Genomic DNA, 20,446 nt, shown 5'->3' on the forward strand with positions numbered 1-20,446 from the left:
TGCGCCGACCTCACCACTGAACGGATCGGCCAAGAACCTCTCCGCCGTCAGTTCGGGCCGGTTCAGATAGCCACGCGCGACCCCCGCCCCGCCAATGTAAAGCTCTCCGATCGCCCCAAACGGAACAAGTTCGCCATGACCGTCCAGCAGATAAATCCGCGTGTTCGCAATCGGTCGGCCGATCGGGACAACTGACCTATTAAATCCAGCGGAATAATGCCAAGCAGCCGCGTCAATCGTCGCCTCAGTTGGTCCATAGAGATTGACAAGCGGCTGAGATGTCAATTGCAACCATCTGCTCGCTAATTCTTTTCTAAGAAGCTCTCCACCACAGAATGTGAAACGCAAAGAACCGATATACTTTTGCTCAACGTCGGTAAGCGCAAGCAATGCTGCAAGAAGCGACGGGACCAATTGCAGAACAGTGACACCATACTTATCCAGTAGCTCTAAAAGTTTTCGAACATCTAATTGCAGGTCGCGAGGAAGAAGAATTGAACGCGCCCCAATCGACAAGGCTGTCCATAGCTCCCATACGGCGGCATCAAACGCGGGGGAGGTTCGCTGCAAGAAAACGTCGTGGGTAGTGAAATGGAATTTATCCGCCTGCCAAATCGTGTGGTTGACCAAGCTTCGATGCTCGACCATGACGCCCTTTGGAGTGCCGGTAGATCCCGAGGTGTAGATCACATAGGCGAGATGGCGCGAAGTCAGGCCAAGCGCACGCGGGTCGGGATCCGAGGCCGGCAGCTTCGCCCAGGCCGATGTCGCCGTCTCGAGATCGACCACCGTCAGATCGGCCAGCGCATCGGCGCCCAGCGCGGATCGTCCCGCAGCATCGGCCAGCAACAGTTGCGGCTGCGCATCCTCAAGAACCTGCTTGAGCCGTGCGCACGGATAGGCCGGATCCAACGGCAGATAGGCGCCACCCGCCTTGAGGATTGCAAGCAGCCCCACCACCATCGCCACGCCGCGCTCAAGGCAGATCGCCACAGGCTGGTCCGGCTTCACCCCGAGCCCGATCAGATGATGCGCCAGCCGGTTCGCCCGTGCATTGAGCTCGCCATAGCTCAAGCGCTCGTCCTCATGGACCACCGCCACCGCGTCCGGCGCCTTGGCGACCTGTGCCTCGAACAGCTCGTGGATGCACCGATCCGACGGATAGGCCGTCGCCGTCCGGTTCAGCTCCTCTAGCAAGTACACCCGTTCGTCGAACGGCAACAGTCCAATCCGTTGCACCGGCCGATGCGCATCGGCAGCCACCTCAAACAAAAGGCTTTGCAGATGCTGCGTGATGCGGTCGATCTGGTCGGCCACCAAGCGACTTGCATCAAAGTGCAATCGAAAGCGCCCGTCTAGAGCACAAACCTCAAACGTCAATAATTCACCGGATAGGATTGCCTCTGAACTCAGGCTAACACCGGTAGCAGAACAGCTATTTGCCACAACCGTGATGCCAATCGGCCATGGTCTGCGCGATCGTAGCAGCTCAATACCCCCCAACGACGGACAACGTGCGATAAGATCCCGCGCAAAGCTATCGTACTCCCTCAGCTGAGCGCACTCGGCCGCCACCACTTTGCGCACCGCAGCAAAACCATGACCGAGGTCAATGGTAATTTCCATTGGCACGACAGAAGCGACAAGCGCGTCTATGATCTTCAACCCGGCTCGCGAACTTTTCGGTGCGGGAGTCCATCCCAACTGAAGCTCTGATTGGCCGGTGACGCGGGCGAGATAGATGAGCCACGCGCTTATCAGGTATTCCGCACGATCGGTCGGCGACAGCTCGGCCAAACCACTTGGAACGAACCACGAGCTCGACTGCCATTTGTAGCGAGCTCCAGCTTCTCGAGACGACAAAAAAGGAAACTGCAATGTCTTGAACCGCTCAAACCGCTGTCGCCAAAAACGCTCTTGAGGCGCCAACATTTCGTGGGCGACAGTTATGCTCCGCGCCTGATCATCGCCTAAAACTGGCAGACAATCCCCCACATCCAGATCGAAATCCCTCACCCCCGGGCCCCTTCGTCGCGCAGCCTCAGCAATTTCTGCTCCAGGCGCCGCGCTACATAGTGACCCAAACCTGTCACACTGGTTCGGATTTGCTCGGGAGTAACCGCGCTAAAAGCTAATCGTATCCTGCAGTCTTGAGAGTTATCCAACGCGAAGAAGCTCAACGGCGTAACGATGACATGGTCACGCCTTGCACACTCGTCTGCGCAGTCCGCGCCAAATCTGAAAGGAAGATCAAGAGTTAGAAAGAAGCCACCGGAGGGACGGCTCCATCGAATTTGATCAGAGAAAGGCGAAAATACAGTGTCCAGCTCACACAACATAATGTCGCGATTTTCACGGTACCAATCCAGAGCCGGTCGTATCCAATCGCCTAAACGTCCTCCGTTTTGAATCAAGAGCCCCGCGACGATCGCTTGGGCAATTTGGCTCGTATTGACGGTAACGAAGCTCTTGCGCTGGACCAGATCTTCCCAAAGCGACCGACGAGCAGCAACGTCTCCAAACATCGTGTCGGGCAGGCTTGCAGCTCCGACGCGAAGAGCTGGGCTTATTGTCTTCGAGAATGTGGAAAGGTAAATAACACTTCCGACCTCATCCAAAGCGGCCATCGGGGGTACCGGATCGCCGTCATACCGAAACAGCCCATATGCGTTGTCCTCTAAAACGACGAGCCGGTGTCTGGCGCACACTTGGAGGATGTTGCGTCGCTCGTCTGCATCGAGAACACGTCCGGTCGGATTGTCAAAATCGGGGATAAGATATATTGCCCGGGCCTGTTGACTTTTCTGGCGCAATTGCAGCACGGCGAGCTCGATCGCGTCAGCAAGGCAAGGTTCTGAATTGGACAACGCCGCGACAGCGACTCCTGTAGCCTTGGCTGCACCGATCGCACCGATATAGGTGGGATTGCAGACCAGCAGCACATCCGACGGCTCCGGACAGAGCGCCGGCAGGCAGAGGGCGACTGCTTCTTGGCATCCTGAGGTGATCAGTACGCGGTCCGCGCTCGCCGGAACCCCCTCATCGCATTGCACCTGTTGCGCAACGAGCTCGTTGATGATGCCGGCCGTTCGTCCATACTGCAGCAAGTGAGCCCATCCGTGGGCGCCCCCGTGACCACCAACTGAATCGTTTTGATACACGTTCACCGCGTTCAACAAAACCTGGGGATTGAGCCTATCGAAGAACCGGTCACTCGGTCTGCCTGACGCTAGCGAGACAGCTGACGGAAACAGACTGGAGACTTCGTTCAGGAAGTTCATTACTGATTTTTGCGACCTGACATTCATCCTGGAGTCTTGGAAAAGCGTGGAAGGATAAAATCACACCGGTGTCCGACATGACTCATCGAGGTGTACACGTCCTATTGCTCAATATTTTCCAGACTGCTCAAGTTGGTCGAAAAGCTGCTGGACATTCGATTCGAGAAAGCCAGTCTCTCCGCCTCGATGAATGATTTCGAAGCTAAGCCCCGTTTCAATGGACCGACTTGAGAAGGCCTGCGTCAATCCAGGACCTCGAATCACACTCGTATCGAATCCCAAGCCACGAGATTTTAGAGCCTCTACAGCAGCATCGACGTCATCGACCTCAAGAGCGATATGAGCAACTCCAACGCCGTGATGGCGCACGAGCTCTGAGACCTGAGACGTCGGTTCAGTGCCCTGGCACAGAACAAACCTGATTCCTCGGGTCTCAAGCTCGGCAGATAGCATGCCGGTCGCTCGACCCTTGATGTGAAACCGGCATTTCAATTCAAAGCCCAGCACGTCCCGAAAGAACTCAATAGAGGCTTCAAGGTCGAGCACAGCAATCGCAATATGATCGATCCCGCGAAATTGTGACAGCGAACTCGCGCTTGTTCGGTTGCCATCTATAACGGCACCCTGTTTGGCCTTACCACCGGTGGTCTTGGGCATAACATCCTCGCTCTCACTCGCAGAATTTGAACAGCGAAGCGACCCATCGCGAACGACGCTGCTACCAACAGATCAGTTCCGTTCTAAGATCAAGATCCCTCACCATCCTTTGCTCGAGTTCCGACAACTCAGCCTTATACCTGGCCACATCCAATTGAGCGCGAAGGAGCTTCGCTTTGAGCTCTTCTCGTAGCCTTAGGGCTTCTCGGAATTCCGGCGACTCCAGCATAAGTAAAGAGCACATGTACTAACCAGTGAAATGAAGGCAGCCGACCAGCGCGGTCTTTCGAGACCGCGCGGGGCAGAAGGTCGACTGTCGGACCGCCTCATCCGGCTCATCGCAAAACCTACATTATATTCGGACTTGGCGGGCGTCGCTGCCGCCCTCCAAAATCCGCAGCAACCAACGGCTCTGCCCCGCGTCCCTAGCAATCAGTGTGCCGCAAAAGGGGTGGTGCGAGTGTTGCTTAAAGAATGGCAAAAACCTCGTGCTTCGCACTGAGGCGGCGGGCTACGCGCCAGCCTTACTGTCGGACGTCCTACATGCACGTCTTCAACCGGACACGGCTCATCACAACGACACGGACCGTCAGTGAAGAGATCACCTCTGGTGCCGTTGGAACGTGTTCCCGCAACCATGATTGAAATGGACCCCGATTTTAGGACCAGAGGCTTAGTTGGAAAAGGGCCGCTCCGTTTGATAGACGGAGGGCATGATGACGAAAAGACACGACGGAAGATCGACGCGGCGTTGAAGGCAAAGATCGCGCTGGAAGCCGTGCGGGAGCAGGCGACGGTGGCCGATCTGGCCAGCGCCATGAGGTTCACGCGAACCAGATCTATGCCTGGAAGAAGCAACTGCTGGACCAGGCGGCCCGAGTTTTTGACGCGGGTGTCCGGCGGGAGAGCGAGGACGTGCGCGAACGCGAGGCCACAAGATCTATCCCTATCTGCTGCGCAACATGACGATGGTGTTGAAAATCTCCGGCGTGCCGTACGTCGCCAGCGCCTCTTCCAGAGCCGCCACGCAGAACGAGACGTCCATCGTGTTCGACAACCGCCACGCCAGAACCGCACGGCTCGCCCAGTCGATGACGGCGACGAGATAGAGAAAGCCACGGCCGATGGGCAAATACGTGATGTCGGCCGCCCACACCTGGTTTGGCCGGTCCCGGCGCCGGCTTCGTCGTGTTCGGCTTCGGTCCCAGCGCCGCGATGCCCATCTTGCGCATCAGGCGCTGCACGCGTTTGCGATTGACCTGAAGCCCCTCAGCCTTCAGCATAGTGGTCATTCGCCGCGAGCCCAGGAACGGCCAGGCGGTGAACAGCTCGTCGATCCGCTGCATCAGGGCAAGGCCGTTGTCGTTGGCCGGCCGTGGCGGCCGGTAGACCCCAGAGCGCGCGATGCCAAGCAACATGCATTGCCGGCGGATCGACAGCGCCTGGGTCGGCGCGATCGAGCATTCCTCGACGGTCCGGCGTGCTCATCTTCCGGACCTCCGTGCTAAAAAATCGCGCTCGACTGTCAGTTGTCCGATCTTGGCGTGCAGCTTCTCGATCTCCGACCAGGGCAGTCAGTTCACCAGTGCGCCTTCACCCGGCGCGTTGGCGGGCGCAGGGATCAAGATCTCCATGGATGGCCGCGGTCGTTGGATGGACTACGTCTTCATCGAGCGGCTGTGGCGGTCGCTCAAGCAATGAGGACATCGTGTGCTGTGGAAGTCAGGCTTCGGCATGAAGCCTGACGAAGCTTTGTCAGAGATGGAGGAGGGCCCTCCGAGGTCGGCCTGCAGGGGAAGACTTCAAACCAGTCCGAGCTGCGAGGGTAAAGAGCCCTGGTGGTGAGCGTTGGAAGAAAAGGCGGAGGAAACTCCGTCAGGTGAGGTCCGAGGAGACGAACGTAAGTAAACCGCTGATGACGTGTCGTAACATGTTCTATCGACGTCGAAACCGGGATCAGGATGTCTATCCCGCGAGCAAGGGTTGGGAGGAGCCTGCTGACTGCCCAACCGGCGTCCGGCATGAAGGCGGCGTGACCTCGGATCAGGCTTTGACAAGGAACACAGGAACCTGTCGCTCCGATGTGAAGGGAGGACTCCAAGCGGCCCGTCGCCGCAAGGAGCAGAGTACCGATGCGGAGCACAGGCGCGGCCCCTCAATAAACCTCCATCTATTTGATTTTGCGCAATATTCTTACAACTTAATCAACACCATACCAACAGCGCTACCAACACCTTCCGGAGGCTGGCGGAGTTTCGCCGGGGATAACGATCCCGCGAGCATGCCCGGCCGATGAATGCGTGTGTAATGTCGGTACCTGCAACCAGAGGCACATCATGGCGCGGACGCGGGTCACCGAGGATCACTTTCAGGTCGACGAAAACGAGGTCACCCACACCCGGCCCAACGATCGGTGGCCGGCCTCTCCCGGCCGCCCGGAGCCAGCTGTCTATTCTCCCGGCATGCTGGGAAGCGTCCTCCCGAACGGTGATGACTACTGGCGCGAAGCCGTCGAACCGATCGCCCTGAAGCTTCTCGCCGCCCGTCCCGACGCACAGAAATGAACCGGCTTGAGAAATTCGTCGAGCGAGGCGCCTTCGGAGAAGGTCCCGGCCGCGCCGCGTACGTGCTCGATCCTACGAAGCTGCCCAAACCCAACAGCGGCTTTGAGTGGCGCGTTGTGAGCGACTTTAGACCCGGCGAAGCCATCCTCGCGGAGCCCGGGCTGAAACCAGTATTCCAGGCGGCACTGAAACAGGGCTGCGCAGTGGTCGAGCGATGACACTCGTTTTGGTCATCCCAACCGTCGCTGGCCTGATTGTAGCGGCGGATAGCCGTCTGGGTATCAGCACTCCGGATTGGACCATCGTTTGCGACAACGTATTCAAGATCACCGAAGTCGAAGGGGTCGACCGGACAGTGGTCTTTACGAGCGGATACGGCACAATCTGGGCCCTTGCGGGCGTGCAGACCGACAAGGTCTGCGAACATGTCGCGTCAAACAAGCCAAAATTTGATGCGCAAGCGATCCTCGCGAATACGGCCCGGGGGCCGGGGGCAAGTTTGGAGGACATCGCTCGGGAGGTGGTTCTGGCGACCGCCGCCTATATCGCTTCCCATCCGGCAGACTACGCGACGCGGATCGGTCAATTTCTGTTTCAGTCGGCTTTAGCGCGTTTCGATCCGGACACCAGAAGGGCCAGCGTCGAAAGCTTCTCGGTCACGCTCGGCGTCGATCTATCGGTAAGCGCTACCGATCTGAAAACTCAACAGTACTTCCCTATCGATGGCTGCGGGCTCAAAGTTTTCGGCGAGGCCAACTACCTCACGAACGCGGTTTTCAATGGACCCGGAAGGCAGTTTCTTGGCGAGCGGTACGGACGTTTCCGCAACGCCATGACGACGATCGAACATGCGGAAGCAGAGTCAGCAGCTGACTTTGCAGTCGAAATCATCGAAGCGGCCTCACGGACGACTTCGATAGTTCCCTCAGAGACAGGTATTGGCGGGCCCGTTGATATTGTTCTTGTCGGGGACGACACTCGCCCGCAGCGCTTGCGCTGGAAAAGCGGCGGCGCTTGATGCCGCCGGCCGTGGCCCGGCGCGCGATCTTCCAACGGCGAAGTTTCCTCAACACATTGCGACGTTTGAGGTCATCCTGAAGGCGATCGGAAATAAGCAACTCCCATGAAACAAGCAAAGGACGTAGCGCCGGTGGAAGCAGATCAAGAGCGAGTTGCACGTCAGAATGCGGAGCGTGAAGACGAACTAAAGCGCGTTCCGCTTCAAACAATCGAAAAGACCCGGTGGCCACGGAACGTGCGACCGATCTCGATGAAGGAAAGCGACGGGCTTGGCATCGACAACGAGGGGCGCTTGCACTGGAACGGCAAGCCGGTGGAAATCATTGGCCGAAGGCTTGATCTAACCGGCTATCAAATATTTCTGGCGAGCGTAGTCGCGATCTTTACCGTTGTTGGAGGCGTCGGAGCGGCCGCCCAAGGCTGGGCGGCTTACCATGACTGGGCTTGCAGAAATAAGCAGCCGGCTCTGCTCAGTTGCCCATCCAATTGAATTCCATGCTCGAACGCGCTCCATTTTTAACGTGCCCGTTATGCGGCGAAGCAACGCTGGGCATCCTATCCGCCGGCGGATCGACGCTTCGACGACGCTGCCGGGCTTGTCGACATGCAGTATCAGTACCCCTTCCCGGCTTGTCGAAGAAAGTCGTCTATCTAGATCAGTTCGCAATCAGCGAAATTTACAAGGTCAAATCGGGTCGACGACGCGCCCAATCGGGTGGCCAAGCCTTCTGGGAGGAAGTTACGGCGCAGATCGATCGCGCCTGCCTGCTCCAACAGGTCATTTTCCCCGGCTCCAACATACATCGAGATGAGACCATCGTCTCACCGTTTGCAAGTGACCTAGCGCTAGCTCATGAAATGCTGAGCGGCGACGTATCGTTCGCGAACTTCGAACATATAGAACAGCGGCAAGTTCTTGACTACGCGAAGACATACCTCAACGGCCGCGCCGCGCCGTCTCTCTCCTTCCATGTCGACGAAGTTCTAGAGGGAGCCCGAAACGATTGGCTCCCCGATATGCACATTACAACCGACATGGACTATGCGGTCTTTGCCAATGGAATTCGTCGTCACCGCGACGAAACGGACGCCAGCTGCAAGGTGTTGTGGCAACGCTGGATTAGGCAAAAACCGACGTTTAACGAAGTCTTCAGTCATGAGTTCAACGATTTCGGCAACGCCAAAAAAGGCGCACTGAAATATGCAGCTCAACAAGCGCAAACGGCCCTGCAATCACACGATACTCGCGAATTCCTGAACCGACTGTCGTATCCAGCGCTGGAGGAATTTAACCAGCTGAAGCAGTTATTTCGAGACCATGGAATTGCTGAACGCGAGCTAGCTTCGTCAGTATTTGCGTTCTGGGACTGGCCCGAAAACAGGAACATGCCCACACACAGGATATCGGCATATCTCTTCGCTGGGCTGTCGCGGCGGCTCGTCTCTGCCGGGCAGAAGAAGCTGCCGTCCAAAGGAATGATGAATGATATCCGGGCGATCTCCACGTACGGCCCTTATGTCGATGCCATGTTTATCGATAAGGGCTGCGCCTCGTTGCTTTCGGAAGAGCCGCTGCGAAGTGAATTGAGGCTGAAGGCGGAAATATTCTCATCCACTTCTGGGCAAGCTTTCTTGCAGTATCTCCAGCGCCTTGACGACGAAACGCCCGCTAACGTACGGCGCCACGCTCGGGAGATTTATGGGATTTGAGCTTTCCCGTTCCTTCGCGGTCCCGGCACGGCTACTGCAGGTCGTGTCGAACGGAACCCCGAGCGACACTGATGGCGCGCACTCAACCTGATAGGACGTCTCGATGACCTCGGAAGACTTTGTACAGAGATGGAGCTTGGACCGGATAGAGTATGCCACCCGTTTCGATAAGCTCTCCATGGCATCATGCATTGTCGAAGCCCGTGGAAATGGGACCGTAAACCAAGCTTCTGGCTTTTTTTGGCGTCATGCGGGTCAACCGGTGTTCATCACCAACTGGCATGTTGTCACGGGAAATCATGCGTTCACTGGGCATAGCAAGACGGGGTGGTCGCCTGACACGCTAGTGGTACGATATTGGGAGCCAACGTCGTTAAACGAACCAGCAACGGGCAACACTCTGTTTTTTCGATGGCCCAGCATCGAACTGTCGTTATATGACGGAGACGGCGTACCAACGTGGTTGCAACATCGGGATTTCGCAGAGAAGCGCGTTGACGTTGTTGTGCTATCACTCCCCTCGGGCGACACCTCGCGCATTATTTGCGTAAACGACTATAGATTTGAGAAACTGTTCCACATATCGGGCGGGAATGTCTTCGTCGTTGGCTTCCCCCTGAAGGCGAACGATAAAGAAATCAATTTTCCGATTTGGAAACGCGGCAGCATCGCAAGCGAAATCCTCTTGCCATGGCGTTTCAGATATCCAGCTTTTGCGATTGATGCCAGGACGTCTAGCGGCATGTCCGGCTCGCCTACGTTCGCGCGGGTGATCGGTCCCGCCGTTCTAAGTAACCTGACTACCAATCTCGATGCGGCTTCAACGACCGAGTTTCTCGGTGTTTACTCTAGCCGCTTACCGGACGATGAAGGTGATCCGAGCATCGGGCTGGTGTGGCACCGGTCGGTGATCGATGACATTTTGATATCACCGGCTCCGGGCCAACGGGTGATCTGATGTACGAAAGGACGTGCCGCCTGATCCTATCAGCCGCGTCGGGCCACGGTGTGATGCCGAGGGGCGAATTATGAAGGGATACTTCGAGAAGAGGCGCATCGCATACGGAGCGCTAGCTGCGCTCTTTCTGGTCTCGCCTGAAGTGGCGACCGCCGGCGAGCGATCGACCGAGACGCCGGAATGCAAGGAAATTACGGCACGGATCATGGAGCGGACCAACACGCATTTCGACCACTTCTCGCCGTCCGGCGGAAGCGTCTTCTTCAAGGGGCCGGACATGGTCCTTATCTGCGACCCGAAGTTCGTCACCTATGTTTCCCTGAACTGGGATGCGAGCGGCTTTCCTCCGAATGATTGGTTTGCGTTGGCGGCGACCGCAGGAAGCGCCGTAACGGCGCTGATACGAAGAAATTGGAAGCGGCGGCGCATCGGTGCCACCGTGCTGCGCTCAAGGAAGCGGAGGAACAAGCTAGCGTCGCTCTTCCCAGTGCAACGGTTGGATGTCAGGCGTTCACCAGAGATGGAGGGGGCGTGGTCGTTGATGTCGCGATACCCGTGCGGAAGAATTGAAATACGCAATCTCTATGCGATCACGACCTTCGCAAGCCGGCGCCCGACGTGTTCAGCACTAGCGGCGCGCGTGGTCCGAAACGCCGCTTTGCAGGTCAAGGCAGGCGCGGCAGCACAGACTGCCGCGTTGTTGCCCGCGAAATAGCCAGAGCCTGCCCGAATTGGTTAACGGGTTGTTAATCGGCGCTCGGCAGGCTTGCGGTCAGCGCTGCCGATTAGCCCCCCAGCCACGGTGGCGCGAGCGATGGCCGGCGGCAGTGATGCACGCCGGCCATGTCATGCTGTCTGCGTTGTCTAGGGCTTAGTGGGACAACGAACGCCGCCACCCAGCCCGCAATCATCCACTAATCGTTTCGTCAGACCTTTTGGTTAGCAATCTGCCGCCGAGGCGGGAGGATTGCCGTCCCGCTCATGCAATCCAGACGTTCCGCCTGTTTCACGTCCGGGTGGTCCTCAGTTACTTTGCCGGCGTGCTTTGGGGGATCGCGCATATGCCGCAGGGGTTCGTCTACATTCTCGTTTCGCCGAACAGCGACTACATAAAGATCGGCCGCACCGAGCGGCCCATTAGCGAACGGCTTCGCGGAATAAATGGGGGCGAGGCATACGCTGCTTACGGTCCATGGGAATTGTCCGACTTTGTCCACGTGACGGACTGCTCGGTAGTGGAGAGCGCGGTCCATCGCCATTTTCGTACGAGAAACGAGGAAGTCGAGGGGACACAAGAGCTATTCAGCGTGCCCCCGCACGAGGCGAGAGAGCGGCTGCGTTCCATCAGCGATCCACTTCGCGTTGATCCCGCGAGAACGGATCAACTTTTTCACAATACGGACGTCCGCTTGTTTCTCTTTCGTTTGTTCCAGCTTTCTGGATTGTTTGGGAGCCTCGACATTCAAGGTGCATGGACCCTAAGCGTTCTCCCGCAGACCAACGGAGGGCGTTGGTTTACGGTCAACATCGGGTCGCACGAAGTCGCGTTCAGCACGCGAACGCCAATGGGCGGAAAGTTCTCGCACTACCTCGTGCTCGATCGTTTGATTCTGGAGTATCCCAAAACGATCATGTGGCTCGGCCAACGTGGAGGGGATGTTCTACAGGCCGATTACAAAGCCGCGGAACGCGCTGTATGTGTGAATTTCGACGAGGATTTTGCAAAGGCCGAACGCATCTTCGCCCTGGACGGAGTTCGGCGCGCCATGGTCGCTTATTGGGCTGATGCTCTGGCCGATCTTCGCGAGAGGAATGCAAAGAGCGTCTACGCAAGGTATCATTCCTACGATGCGGTGTCCCAATTGCTCGAATACAAACGGGCTAGAGACAAGGTGGTGATCGGCTCGTAGAAGCTAACGGATGCCGAGCCTTTTCCTGACGGACGCCGCGCGGATAAAGGTGCAATGCCCACGGAAGACGCGCGCGTGCGTGATGCCGTCGGGGCAACAACGGCCACAATCCGTTCTGTCAAGCCAGAACGTCTGGAAAAGTATTTCCGAAGAAGGGCAAGTTCTTTCCAAAAGACAGGAACGGACTGCGCACGAAAGACGAACCTGAGTGGTCGAGCTGATCCATCCCAAGGCGATGCAGGTGATCCTTTTGCATAGGCGACGAATGCGGCGTCTGGATGCGCGGAGTGGGACGATGCGAAGGTGCTAGCGTCCGCTCGCGGAGGCGACAAGGAAGACGGTCAAATCGACCTCGGGGTACTCCAGTGAGCAACTGCAAAAACGATTGTCACTTGTCGCCGAGCGTACGAGCGGTAATCTAAACTCATTTCGCGCAGCTTGATTTCAGCACCTTAGGAGATCGCCATGCCGAAGAGCGACACGGCCGTGTACGACGCAATGCGTCCTGATCCGAACGGACATCGGGAATGGGCCGGCCGACTGGGAACGCGCGAGGCGATAAGACGCGATGGTCTAGAGCTCGACGCTACCTCGCTCGCTTACTGTCCCCACGAGTGGATCAATGCCGCGGGCTATGTTGACCTCGAATTGGTGCGCAAATTCCCGCTGAAGTTTGCGCTCTGACCTCATGGCAAATCAGGACCAAGAGGCAAGCGCTCCGCCTGCCAGCGAGAGAACTATCCGGCGGCTCCTAGGTCGAGCTGCGAAGCGCCGGCGTCCATACCAGCCGGTGCCATCGGTGCCGTTCGGCACTGAGGCAGACCCAAACCGTGAATTCTCCCGGCGAAAGGAAAGATCTGAGGTTTGGTTCTTCGTCTTCTTGCCGATCTTCATGCTGCTCTTCGCGATCGTCGAGAAGATGCACGTGCGGCAAAGGGCTAGAGAGCGTTATGGACCAAAGCGCGTCGGGCGACTGCGGTGAGGTCTGTTAAGGTACTTTGTCCTTCCTCAGCCGGTTGGCTCAATTGCTCAGCGATGTACTTCCGGCTCTCATGACCGCCACCGTGCGGAAGCTCGGACAACGTCCATGTTTGCCTTGCCTGCGGTGAGACCATGAGCTTCCGAAAATCGATCTACGAACCATTGCATCAACGGTTGTTGAGCGAGCGTGGACAAATCGTTCGGCTAACCTTCTCCGAGATGGAAGAGATACTTAGGAGAAAGCTTCCGGCATCGGCTCAAAAATTTTCGGCGTGGTGGCGTAACGAAAGCTCCATGAACGTTGGACATACCCAAGCAAGGGCTTGGATGAACGCGGGATTTCGGGCGCATGCTTCGATCAAGGATCGTATCGTCGAATTCCGCCGGGTTTGATCAAACTGTCGGCCTTACCGCTTGTCGAAGGCCTTCGCACGCTGGAGCAGCACGGTTTGAAGTCCGGTAATGATCAACTTGTTCAACGTCTCACAATCGTTCCGCGACAGGTGGGGAAGCTGTCGCGAAGTCTTCCACTGCTCAATGGCGGCGGTGACGGCGGCGCGCAATTCGTCATCAGTCGGGCTCGGGCTGGTCATCGGTCGACCCCAATGCGATCGCCTACAGCTTGGCGCCTTTTGCGATGCAATTCAACCTTCGATGTACCGATTGAGGAGTTGCTTCGGCGCGGGCGAACTGACGATGCGATCGGATCGGATCGCTACCCCCATGTGCGTCGCTCGATCACTCTGGTAACTGAGCAAAGAACTTCCCACTCATTCTACTCGCCCGGCCGCGCTGTTTTTGAAAGCGCTGCAAGCGAGCGTAAACCGCTTGGCGGGTGCGGCGTAGCCGGTCGCCGACCTCTTCAGCTGTGGCACCTCCGCCAAAGAGCGAGAGCAATTCCGCCTCTTCGTCCGGCAACCACGGACGCGTCGATGTGCGACTATTCGTCATTCGCGATGCCCGCAACGCTTAAATGCGCGGCGGCGCTGGCCGCCGCGGTGGGTCGGGAAAGCGAGCTGGCCGCACTGAGCGCGGCGGCGCCGGCAAGCGGCTGGGCTCAGGGGCGCGATTACCGCGCGTCATCCACGCTGCTAGACGAGCGTAGCTTCGCCTGAGAGCTGGAACGAACCAAGCAGATGCGTCCTCGTGATCCATGCCTCGGAACAATATCCATGAACCATTTAGAAAAGATTGCCGGCTATTCCCGATCGGTAACTGATCGTAAACGATGCGATGGCAACAAACGGCCATGGAAACCGAACGCCCGCTTGAAACGATACGTCAAGACATCGGTCGGCAGGAAAAGCGCAAGCCGCTTTTTAATCAGTATCACCGGCAAATGCTCGATCCTCTTCGTGACCGCGATTGGGGTGTCCTCTTCGAAGCTTCCCGATCACCCCGGAACAACGCTCGCTCTTTTACGCAACGGATGCATGGAGCGACGGTCAACCGGCGAAGGTGCCGAATATCGTATGACCGAAGCCGGTCTGTTGGAGCTTAGCCGGCCGCGATAATTCAAGCGCGGAGAGGAGGCAACGCGGTGTCAACAGCCATGGAACTGATCGTCGCTAGCTACGTCAAGGTGCGTGACCGACGCGCTCTGGTCGACTTGCTGACACATCGTCGCAAGGTGCTAGCCCAGCTGCAAGCCGTGTCGGGCATCAACCCAGAAAACGCGGTCAAAGCAATCCAAAAGGAATTGGCGGTGATCGAAGCCGGCCTCGAAGAACTTAAACCTCCGCCCGGTTCGCTGCCTGAGAACGAGTGGAACTAGCGATGCGCGCTAACAAGATCAATTGGGACAAGATCGGCCGCATGACCGAGCCCGGCCGATACAAATGCTTCTTCGGCTATCTAACCGTCACGTCAGACGACATCGAAGCGTGGACGCGCTATACCGACGCGACGTTCACTTTGATTGCGGGGCCGACGACTGAGCAATCGGTGGGCGAAGATTACCGTTTAGGCGCGTTCGACATCGGCGATCCACAACAGTAGGGCGGTTCGCCGTCGGCGAAGCCTATCAGGCTGCCCCTTGCGCCGACCTCGCCAAGGCGCTTGGCCCCGATCTTGGACCGTATTTCAGCACGTCGCGCACCAATCGTCAGGAAATGGAACGAGCAGCCAGGGCCCGTCCTCATTGTTATCGTTTGCAGCTACCGGTCTCCCGGTCGCTAGAGGCTGGGCGGCGAACTCTTCCACCTCAGCGGCACTCGCCGCGTTACGCTCGGCGCACGTTAAATCGCTTTGCATGAACAAAACTCCCCACCGGGGCACGATCGAATTTGCAGCGTCTTCGAAAAATATGGATCAAAAAATTAGGCGCGCGAGAAGATATCAGGCCCCTTTGGCAAGCGATAGGAGCGCGGCCCTGTCCTTTTTGACAAACTACTGCATGTACTCGTTGAGCGGCTGGCCGCCTGATGTCCGGTTTACCGCGAACAGCGGCCGAAGAGCTAATGGTCTCCTAGGTCGCAGATCGGCCAATAAGGGACATTGGCCTCTTCGCGCGTGAGCGAACCTGAGGTAGCTTAGTAGCAGAGCTGCCTCCGGGGACGGGCCGAGCACTTGGATCAGACTGAGAAGTCGTGTGAATCAAGGTGACGAGGAGCCTGCTATGGATTGGTACGACTTAGACGCACTAATTGACGAACTCGAAACGCATGTAACATCGAGTTTCAGCCCTCTCGAATCCAGAAATACGAAGTCCCCGATGGGTGAGTTATTCGGAAAACTCGTCTACGACTGGCGACCAGCATGGGACAAAGCGCGGGAAATCCAAGAGGCCTTCGAATCTGGCGTTCGCTATCCAACGCAAGGTCAACGACAAGAGACATGGACCCGCTTCAACAATATCCGGAACGATCTGTCGAAGCGTAGCAACGCGGATCGCGAAAGAGTATTTTCCGTTTCCAAAGATTGGCGAGATGAGATCATTGCTGACTTAGAGTTGGCCCGTTACTCAAAGTTTGCAGACGCATTGTTTTTCTTTGATCCAACCACCGTCGACGAAATGAAACAACTAGGTGAACAGCTTAATAAGACCAGCCGCAGATTGTCGGAGCACAAGGATCAAATGCTTCGAGAGCACAAGGAGGAATGCTTCCAGCGGATTCAGGAAGTTCGCGCAACTCACGATCTGTTTTGGGGGGAATACAGAAAACAGAGAGAAATTCGCCAACAAGAACATGGCGAGCGAATCAGCGACGTGCTGACCCGCATCCAAAACAACATTTCAAAAAATTATGAAAAGAAGGAGAGAGCGGAAGACGCCTTGGAGCGTGTGGAAGCTAACATTTCGAAACTGTGCGGAATGCTAGAGAACGCTAGCAGTGACGAGTACCGGGAGAGGGTGGAGGGTTGGCTCGCCGAGGCGGAGGCGAAAAAAGAGAGCATTGAGGAATCGGTTAGACGCATAGAGGAATGGATTGAGCAAGATGAACGCCGGCGCGCTGATATCTTTAGTAAACAGCGGTAGCGGCCATAAGTGCGAAGGCGACAGAAGGATCGTATTGGAGCCACGTCGCCTTTAGGTCACAAGCTCCGATCACGCCCAAGCTGGGAGACTTCCGCATTGCGTCGGTAACCTGCCTGCCGCGCAGCGCGCGGCGGAAGCGATCGCTGCGAACCCGGAGAAATCTAATCGATCCATCGCAGAGGCGATCGGCGTCAACGAAAAGACGGTTCGCAAGGCTAGCTCAACTGCGGACCAGTCCGCAGTTGAATGCGTGTCGGCAAAGATGGCAACCCGCGGCGTTGCCTCCAGACGCTGCTGTAGCCGCTCTAGCCTTTTCCGAGCGGCTTCTTTCACAGCACGCTTGGCCTTCATGTCCGCGTCAGTCATTCCAGCAATGCGGAAGGTCCTGATCCTCGCTCTGGCGTGTTCGGTCTCAGTGACGCCCAAGTCGTTGCCCAACGCTTCGGGGGTCCAAAACCTCCGCCTTCTGAACGCGGCTTCGATCGCGTCTTCGCGGCCGGCCGGTGACATCCACCCACATCTAAAGGCAAGGAAGTTGGTAGCCCTTAGACGGCCGTCTTTTCCAGACATCGCCAGCGTGTCCAGCAACCTATCTCGAAACCGCGCGCCATCATCGTTCGCGGGCAGCTTTCGTCCGTGCCGCACAGCCATGAGCCTGTAGAGTTCGCCGGGTCGGAAGCGAGCGACAGGATTTTCAACCTTCGTGAAGCGAGTAGTCTCATTCGCCGGGCCAGGACGGCGGGCGACGGCCGCTGTGCTCATTCGTCACCGCCCGGCAGCAGGACCTGTTTCCAGATTTCAGCTCGGACAGCCGCTTCAACGCGCCGGACTTCGACGTCAATCGCGATCTGATCCACGCCCATGTCTTCTAGGTTTTTGCGAAGGGCACTTAGATTGCGCCGCACGTGCTGCTCGCCTTGTTCGGCAGGTCGCGTCAGCACGAATTCCACGTGCCGGCGGACGTACGCTGCATCCCGGAAGCGGCCGGGCAGAAGGATCACCTTCGCTTGTCGGATCGCGATCTGAACATGAAGCCGCGGATCGCTTGTCATGTCGACCGGCGCGGCCTCGCGCCGGGCATCGCGCACTACTCGGATGGCAGACGTGTCGGCCATGTCATGCCACCCCTTGGGCTTGTCGACCGTCGAAGAAGGATCGCCACGCCTTGAGCGCAAAGGCGTGACAGTGCTGTTCGATCTCGGCTTCGGTGATGCCGAGACCTGCGAGCCGGTTCCACTCGATATCCAAGTGATCGATCAGGTATTGCTCGGCATCGTCCACGGACGGCCGCTTCTGCATTTCGGCCGAAATGAACTCGACGATCCGGCGATGTCTGGACGAAGGGAAGATGTAGACCTGCGCCATAGGTCAGACCTCAGATGATTTGCGACTGGGGAAGTGGGCGGCACGCCGTTAGACGGAGAGACCCGGCGTGCCGCCGGTGCCGATCGTGTACGTCCGACGACCGGCGCGCGCGGCGAGGCGTTATTCCCGCCAGCGCAAACGGGAGATATCAGGCTGCTGCCTGATCGCCCCGAAGAAGCTTGTAGAGGTCTTCGACGGGGACAGTCGTGCGACGTCCATTCTTGCGAAGGCGGATCGCGCCTTCCTTCGCGAGTTCGTAAAACCGTGTATTACCGATGCCTGCGATTTCACGAAAGCGATCAGCCGCGACGTTCGGCGGCAGGCTGTAAATCTTAATGAACTCGATAAGGGTCAGATCGCCGGACATCGAAAGCGCTCTCCTAAAATTTCATTCGTCGATGCCCGCGACCATCCGCTGCGTCGCGAACGTTCGTCAACGGCCGTCGGCGGGCGCAATAGTCAAATAGTCAAGAACCATGGGTATGCTTTTGATGCGCGAGGCCTTTTCGCATTCGAAGGCGTTCGAAGCAGTGTGCACAAATTGGTTGTTTCCGGGCGTTTTACCGGCCGTTTTGAAAAAATCGCGCAACGAGCTCGTTCGGGCGGCTCAGGTGGTCGCGCGACTGATCTGCGTTAGTATGTTCGATCGGATGGAAGTTTAGCTTGCAGCCGATCGCGATCGCCGCGCCTTCGCAATCGGCACGACGGCGCCGGACTTGCGCAGGTCGTCCAGATAGTCGGCCCACCATTGCATCATCCGAACGCGTTCGTCCCAGTATTCGGCGGCGTTGTAGGCGGCGCGGACTTCGTCGGCTTCCATGTGCGCCAGTTGACGTTCTATCGCGTCGTGATGCCACAGGCGGCTTTCATTCAGCCGCGTCGACGCGGTCGACCGGAAGCCGTGCGCTGTCATCTGGGTCTTGTCGTAACCGAGCCGACGGAGCGCCGCGTTCAAAGTGCCGTCCGATATAGGCCGATGCCACGACCTGATTTGCGGAAACAGAAAGGGCGAGGATCCGGTCACTTCGCGAAGATCGGCGATCAGCGCAATCGCCTGCCGCGACAACGGGATCAGGTGCGGCCTCGGCATCTTCATTTTTTCCTTCGGGATGCTCCAGACAGCGCCTCGCAGATCGAACTCCTTCCATTCCGCGTGCCGGAGCTCACCGGGCCGAACGAAGGTAAGCGCGATCAGCTGCAACGCCGCGCGCGTTGTGATCTGACCGTCGATATCGTCAACGGCGCGCAGAAGCGCGCCGACGCGCTTCGGTTCGGTGATTGATGCGCGGTGCTGAACCTTCGGTGAAATCAGGGCGCCTGCAAGATCGCCGGACGGGTCACGTTCGGCGCGTCCCGTCGCGATCGCGTACCGGAAGACACGGCCGGCGAGGCTGCGCGCCCGCCGCGCGCTTTCGTAGCGGCCGCGGCGTTCGACCTTCCGGAGCGCGTCCAGCAATTCCGGCGCGGCTATTTCGGCGATCGGACGATCGCCTATGTCGCCGCTCAGGAGACCGATCAGCCATTTCTTTTTTTCGATGGTGGCCGGGTCGTCGCCTTCGGCTTCGAACTTGGCGATCAGTTCGTCGGCGACGATCCGGAAGGTGTTGGTCCGGGCGATGCGGGCGGCGCCGCGGTCCAGCTTCCGCTGTGCTGACGGATCTACGCCTTTCGCCAGAAGGGCCTTGTTCGCGTCCCGCGCAATCCGGGCGTCAGCGAGGCTGACAGCTGGATATGCGCCTAGCGCGATCAGCCGCTGTTTCCCATCGAACCGGTATGCCTGGCGCCAGAGCCGCGACCCGCTCGTCTCCACAAGCAGGTACAGGCCCCCGGCGTCGCCCAACTTGTAGGGCTTCTCCGCGGATTTGGCGGAACGGCAGGCGGCATCTGAAAGCGGCATCGAAACGGTTCCCCAGCGACGATCTACCAACACGCTTTCGGCGCGATACCAACGACCCTACCAACAAAGTCACCGGATGGAGACGGAGGATGCCGAATGTCAACGGACCAGAAAGCACTTATTTTCAAGTACTTCTATCAAGTTAGCGGATGCTGGCGGAAGTCAGAGAATGGGGAAATGGTGCCCAGGGGCGGCATCGAACCCTCGCCTATCCAGCTGAAACTACATCAATTTTTGATCGAAGGTGTTCCAGTGTACCTGCCAGTGGACCCAGCGCTCTTGGCGTCGCTGCCGCGGTGCGACACTGTGCCGCCGTACCCAAGTCGCGTGCGTATCACGCTCTGCGAAAGAGATCATCAGCACCGTGCTGTGCGCTATCCCACGCGAAGAGGGTCGCCCGCTTCTGGCCTTCGCCGGCCTCTGGACAAATTGGACGGGCCTCCGAAAGGCAAGGGCAGGCAAAGTTACCATCGATGTGTTCGGCTTCTTGACGTGCGATCCGAACGCCGAGGTCAAGCGCGTTCATCCCGAGGCAATGCCCGTCATTCTGATGACGGAAGAGGAACGCGACATCTGGATGCGGGAACCGTGGGACGAGGCGTAGCGTCCCATAAGATCGTCGCGA

Annotated in this window: 25 protein-coding genes and 2 pseudogenes; 18 read left to right on the forward strand and 9 right to left on the reverse strand. The window is 57.9% G+C overall.

Translation table 11 applies throughout. The features are described 5' to 3' along the window. The 5 genes and pseudogenes from IVB27_RS08750 to IVB27_RS43555 form a co-directional block, all read right to left on the reverse strand. Nucleotides 1–2,016, reverse strand: a 2,016-nt coding sequence (locus IVB27_RS08750) for a non-ribosomal peptide synthetase (RefSeq protein ID WP_247442935.1), incomplete at its 3' end; no start/stop codon positions are given. Next, the gene (locus tag IVB27_RS08755; protein WP_247442936.1) at nucleotides 2,013–3,107 is read right to left on the reverse strand and encodes an aminotransferase-like domain-containing protein; all 1,095 of its coding nucleotides are present in this window, start codon (nucleotides 3,105–3,107) and stop codon (nucleotides 2,013–2,015) included. The genes IVB27_RS08755 and IVB27_RS08750, both read right to left, overlap by 4 nt. 282 nt (nucleotides 3,108–3,389) lie before the next feature. After that, nucleotides 3,390–3,938: a VOC family protein gene (locus IVB27_RS08760; RefSeq protein WP_247348853.1), complete on the reverse strand. Its 549-nt coding sequence runs from the start codon at nucleotides 3,936–3,938 to the stop codon at nucleotides 3,390–3,392. A 946-nt stretch (nucleotides 3,939–4,884) separates the two neighbouring features. Next, nucleotides 4,885–5,094 (reverse strand): DDE-type integrase/transposase/recombinase, encoded by a 210-nt coding sequence (locus IVB27_RS08765; protein WP_247401223.1) that lies wholly within the window; start codon nucleotides 5,092–5,094, stop codon nucleotides 4,885–4,887. A 109-nt stretch (nucleotides 5,095–5,203) separates the two neighbouring features. Next, nucleotides 5,204–5,356, reverse strand: a pseudogene (locus tag IVB27_RS43555) (IS3 family transposase); the annotation flags it as partial. Nucleotides 5,357–5,498: 142 nt separating this feature from the next. On the opposite strand from IVB27_RS43555, the pseudogene IVB27_RS08770 reads away from it, so the two are divergent. From IVB27_RS08770 to IVB27_RS43560, 11 genes and pseudogenes are all read left to right on the forward strand, one after another. Next, nucleotides 5,499–5,633 (forward strand): annotated as a pseudogene (locus IVB27_RS08770) (IS3 family transposase); the annotation flags it as partial. Nucleotides 5,634–6,274: 641 nt separating this feature from the next. Next, the gene (locus tag IVB27_RS08775; protein ID WP_247442938.1) at nucleotides 6,275–6,502 is read left to right on the forward strand and encodes a hypothetical protein; all 228 of its coding nucleotides are present in this window, start codon (nucleotides 6,275–6,277) and stop codon (nucleotides 6,500–6,502) included. Next, on the forward strand, nucleotides 6,499–6,720 hold the full coding sequence (locus tag IVB27_RS08780) for a hypothetical protein (RefSeq protein WP_247298834.1): 222 nt from the start codon (nucleotides 6,499–6,501) through the stop codon (nucleotides 6,718–6,720). Before IVB27_RS08775 ends, IVB27_RS08780 begins: the two co-directional genes overlap by 4 nt. Further along, nucleotides 6,717–7,520 (forward strand): hypothetical protein, encoded by an 804-nt coding sequence (locus IVB27_RS08785; RefSeq protein WP_247442940.1) that lies wholly within the window; start codon nucleotides 6,717–6,719, stop codon nucleotides 7,518–7,520. Before IVB27_RS08780 ends, IVB27_RS08785 begins: the two co-directional genes overlap by 4 nt. A 105-nt stretch (nucleotides 7,521–7,625) precedes the next feature. Further along, nucleotides 7,626–8,012, forward strand: coding sequence for a hypothetical protein (locus IVB27_RS08790; protein WP_247442943.1), 387 nt, complete (start codon nucleotides 7,626–7,628; stop codon nucleotides 8,010–8,012). 5 nt (nucleotides 8,013–8,017) lie between these two features. Then, nucleotides 8,018–9,232, forward strand: a complete 1,215-nt coding sequence (locus IVB27_RS08795) for a hypothetical protein (protein WP_247442945.1) — start codon at nucleotides 8,018–8,020, stop codon at nucleotides 9,230–9,232. 103 nt (nucleotides 9,233–9,335) lie between these two features. Then, nucleotides 9,336–10,190, forward strand: coding sequence for a trypsin-like peptidase domain-containing protein (locus tag IVB27_RS08800; RefSeq protein ID WP_247442947.1), 855 nt, complete (start codon nucleotides 9,336–9,338; stop codon nucleotides 10,188–10,190). 70 nt (nucleotides 10,191–10,260) lie between these two features. Then, nucleotides 10,261–10,905, forward strand: a complete 645-nt coding sequence (locus tag IVB27_RS08805) for a hypothetical protein (protein WP_247442948.1) — start codon at nucleotides 10,261–10,263, stop codon at nucleotides 10,903–10,905. Nucleotides 10,906–11,251: 346 nt separating this feature from the next. Further along, the gene (locus tag IVB27_RS08810; protein WP_247442950.1) at nucleotides 11,252–12,100 is read left to right on the forward strand and encodes a GIY-YIG nuclease family protein; all 849 of its coding nucleotides are present in this window, start codon (nucleotides 11,252–11,254) and stop codon (nucleotides 12,098–12,100) included. Between the two features lie 465 nt (nucleotides 12,101–12,565). Further along, nucleotides 12,566–12,784 (forward strand): hypothetical protein, encoded by a 219-nt coding sequence (locus tag IVB27_RS08815; protein ID WP_247442952.1) that lies wholly within the window; start codon nucleotides 12,566–12,568, stop codon nucleotides 12,782–12,784. A 429-nt stretch (nucleotides 12,785–13,213) separates the two neighbouring features. Further along, the gene (locus IVB27_RS43560) at nucleotides 13,214–13,474 is read left to right on the forward strand and encodes a DUF7662 domain-containing protein (RefSeq protein ID WP_524536469.1); all 261 of its coding nucleotides are present in this window, start codon (nucleotides 13,214–13,216) and stop codon (nucleotides 13,472–13,474) included. A 14-nt stretch (nucleotides 13,475–13,488) separates the two neighbouring features. On the opposite strand, the gene IVB27_RS08820 is transcribed toward IVB27_RS43560, so the two are convergent. Beyond that, a complete protein-coding gene (locus IVB27_RS08820) occupies nucleotides 13,489–13,674 on the reverse strand; it encodes a hypothetical protein (protein WP_247442953.1) in 186 nt (61 codons plus the stop codon). Between the two features lie 339 nt (nucleotides 13,675–14,013). Here IVB27_RS08820 and IVB27_RS08825 point away from each other — a divergent pair, with 339 nt between their 5' ends. The 5 genes from IVB27_RS08825 to IVB27_RS08845 all read left to right on the forward strand — a co-directional run bounded on the left by IVB27_RS08825 (nucleotide 14,014) and on the right by IVB27_RS08845 (nucleotide 16,559). Beyond that, nucleotides 14,014–14,196 carry a hypothetical protein gene (locus IVB27_RS08825; protein ID WP_247442955.1) on the forward strand — a complete coding sequence of 61 codons (183 nt, stop codon included), beginning with the start codon at nucleotides 14,014–14,016 and terminating at the stop codon, nucleotides 14,194–14,196. Nucleotides 14,197–14,253: 57 nt separating this feature from the next. Then, entirely contained in the window at nucleotides 14,254–14,595 is a 342-nt protein-coding gene (locus IVB27_RS08830) for a hypothetical protein (RefSeq protein ID WP_247442956.1), read from the forward strand. Between the two features lie 38 nt (nucleotides 14,596–14,633). Further along, nucleotides 14,634–14,855, forward strand: a complete 222-nt coding sequence (locus IVB27_RS08835; RefSeq protein WP_247442957.1) for a hypothetical protein — start codon at nucleotides 14,634–14,636, stop codon at nucleotides 14,853–14,855. Between the two features lie 2 nt (nucleotides 14,856–14,857). After that, complete coding sequence (locus tag IVB27_RS08840) at nucleotides 14,858–15,079, forward strand: hypothetical protein (protein ID WP_247442958.1); 222 nt, start codon at nucleotides 14,858–14,860, stop codon at nucleotides 15,077–15,079. Nucleotides 15,080–15,698: 619 nt separating this feature from the next. After that, nucleotides 15,699–16,559: a hypothetical protein gene (locus tag IVB27_RS08845; RefSeq protein ID WP_247442959.1), complete on the forward strand. Its 861-nt coding sequence runs from the start codon at nucleotides 15,699–15,701 to the stop codon at nucleotides 16,557–16,559. Between the two features lie 758 nt (nucleotides 16,560–17,317). Here the strand turns inward: IVB27_RS08845 and IVB27_RS08850 are convergent. Together IVB27_RS08850 and IVB27_RS08855 are read right to left on the reverse strand one after the other, a co-directional pair. Next, nucleotides 17,318–17,674, reverse strand: a complete 357-nt coding sequence (locus IVB27_RS08850) for a DUF6074 family protein (protein ID WP_247442960.1) — start codon at nucleotides 17,672–17,674, stop codon at nucleotides 17,318–17,320. Between the two features lies 1 nt (nucleotide 17,675). Beyond that, complete coding sequence (locus IVB27_RS08855) at nucleotides 17,676–17,924, reverse strand: DUF6074 family protein (protein ID WP_247442961.1); 249 nt, start codon at nucleotides 17,922–17,924, stop codon at nucleotides 17,676–17,678. Between the two features lie 67 nt (nucleotides 17,925–17,991). Between IVB27_RS08855 and IVB27_RS08860 the strand changes: the two genes are divergently transcribed. Continuing rightward, entirely contained in the window at nucleotides 17,992–18,561 is a 570-nt protein-coding gene (locus IVB27_RS08860; RefSeq protein ID WP_247442962.1) for a hypothetical protein, read from the forward strand. A gap of 21 nt (nucleotides 18,562–18,582) precedes the next feature. Here IVB27_RS08860 and IVB27_RS08865 read toward each other — a convergent pair whose 3' ends face one another. Continuing rightward, nucleotides 18,583–19,821 (reverse strand): tyrosine-type recombinase/integrase, encoded by a 1,239-nt coding sequence (locus IVB27_RS08865; protein ID WP_247442963.1) that lies wholly within the window; start codon nucleotides 19,819–19,821, stop codon nucleotides 18,583–18,585. A gap of 364 nt (nucleotides 19,822–20,185) precedes the next feature. Here IVB27_RS08865 and IVB27_RS08870 point away from each other — a divergent pair, with 364 nt between their 5' ends. Continuing rightward, nucleotides 20,186–20,425, forward strand: a complete 240-nt coding sequence (locus IVB27_RS08870) for an SOS response-associated peptidase family protein (RefSeq protein WP_524536470.1) — start codon at nucleotides 20,186–20,188, stop codon at nucleotides 20,423–20,425. Nucleotides 20,426–20,446 lie beyond the last annotated feature (21 nt).

Source organism: Bradyrhizobium sp. 197 (genome assembly GCF_023073375.1).
In the GTDB taxonomy this organism is placed as follows: Bacteria; Pseudomonadota; Alphaproteobacteria; order Rhizobiales; family Xanthobacteraceae; genus Bradyrhizobium.

Coding starts and splice junctions, on each gene's coding strand:
- IVB27_RS08760 (WP_247348853.1), bottom strand. CDS start 3,938: ATGCCCAAGACCACCGGTGGTAAGGCCAAACAGGGTGCCGTTATAGAT.
- IVB27_RS08775 (WP_247442938.1), top strand. CDS start 6,275: ATGGCGCGGACGCGGGTCACCGAGGATCACTTTCAGGTCGACGAAAAC.
- IVB27_RS08780 (WP_247298834.1), top strand. CDS start 6,499: ATGAACCGGCTTGAGAAATTCGTCGAGCGAGGCGCCTTCGGAGAAGGT.
- IVB27_RS08785 (WP_247442940.1), top strand. CDS start 6,717: ATGACACTCGTTTTGGTCATCCCAACCGTCGCTGGCCTGATTGTAGCG.
- IVB27_RS08790 (WP_247442943.1), top strand. CDS start 7,626: ATGAAACAAGCAAAGGACGTAGCGCCGGTGGAAGCAGATCAAGAGCGA.
- IVB27_RS08795 (WP_247442945.1), top strand. CDS start 8,018: ATGCTCGAACGCGCTCCATTTTTAACGTGCCCGTTATGCGGCGAAGCA.
- IVB27_RS08800 (WP_247442947.1), top strand. CDS start 9,336: ATGACCTCGGAAGACTTTGTACAGAGATGGAGCTTGGACCGGATAGAG.
- IVB27_RS08805 (WP_247442948.1), top strand. CDS start 10,261: ATGAAGGGATACTTCGAGAAGAGGCGCATCGCATACGGAGCGCTAGCT.
- IVB27_RS08810 (WP_247442950.1), top strand. CDS start 11,252: ATGCCGCAGGGGTTCGTCTACATTCTCGTTTCGCCGAACAGCGACTAC.
- IVB27_RS08815 (WP_247442952.1), top strand. CDS start 12,566: ATGCCGAAGAGCGACACGGCCGTGTACGACGCAATGCGTCCTGATCCG.
- IVB27_RS43560 (WP_524536469.1), top strand. CDS start 13,214: ATGAGCTTCCGAAAATCGATCTACGAACCATTGCATCAACGGTTGTTG.
- IVB27_RS08820 (WP_247442953.1), bottom strand. CDS start 13,674: ATGACCAGCCCGAGCCCGACTGATGACGAATTGCGCGCCGCCGTCACC.
- IVB27_RS08825 (WP_247442955.1), top strand. CDS start 14,014: ATGTGCGACTATTCGTCATTCGCGATGCCCGCAACGCTTAAATGCGCG.
- IVB27_RS08830 (WP_247442956.1), top strand. CDS start 14,254: ATGAACCATTTAGAAAAGATTGCCGGCTATTCCCGATCGGTAACTGAT.
- IVB27_RS08835 (WP_247442957.1), top strand. CDS start 14,634: ATGGAACTGATCGTCGCTAGCTACGTCAAGGTGCGTGACCGACGCGCT.
- IVB27_RS08840 (WP_247442958.1), top strand. CDS start 14,858: ATGCGCGCTAACAAGATCAATTGGGACAAGATCGGCCGCATGACCGAG.
- IVB27_RS08845 (WP_247442959.1), top strand. CDS start 15,699: ATGGATTGGTACGACTTAGACGCACTAATTGACGAACTCGAAACGCAT.
- IVB27_RS08850 (WP_247442960.1), bottom strand. CDS start 17,674: ATGGCCGACACGTCTGCCATCCGAGTAGTGCGCGATGCCCGGCGCGAG.
- IVB27_RS08855 (WP_247442961.1), bottom strand. CDS start 17,924: ATGGCGCAGGTCTACATCTTCCCTTCGTCCAGACATCGCCGGATCGTC.
- IVB27_RS08865 (WP_247442963.1), bottom strand. CDS start 19,821: ATGCCGCTTTCAGATGCCGCCTGCCGTTCCGCCAAATCCGCGGAGAAG.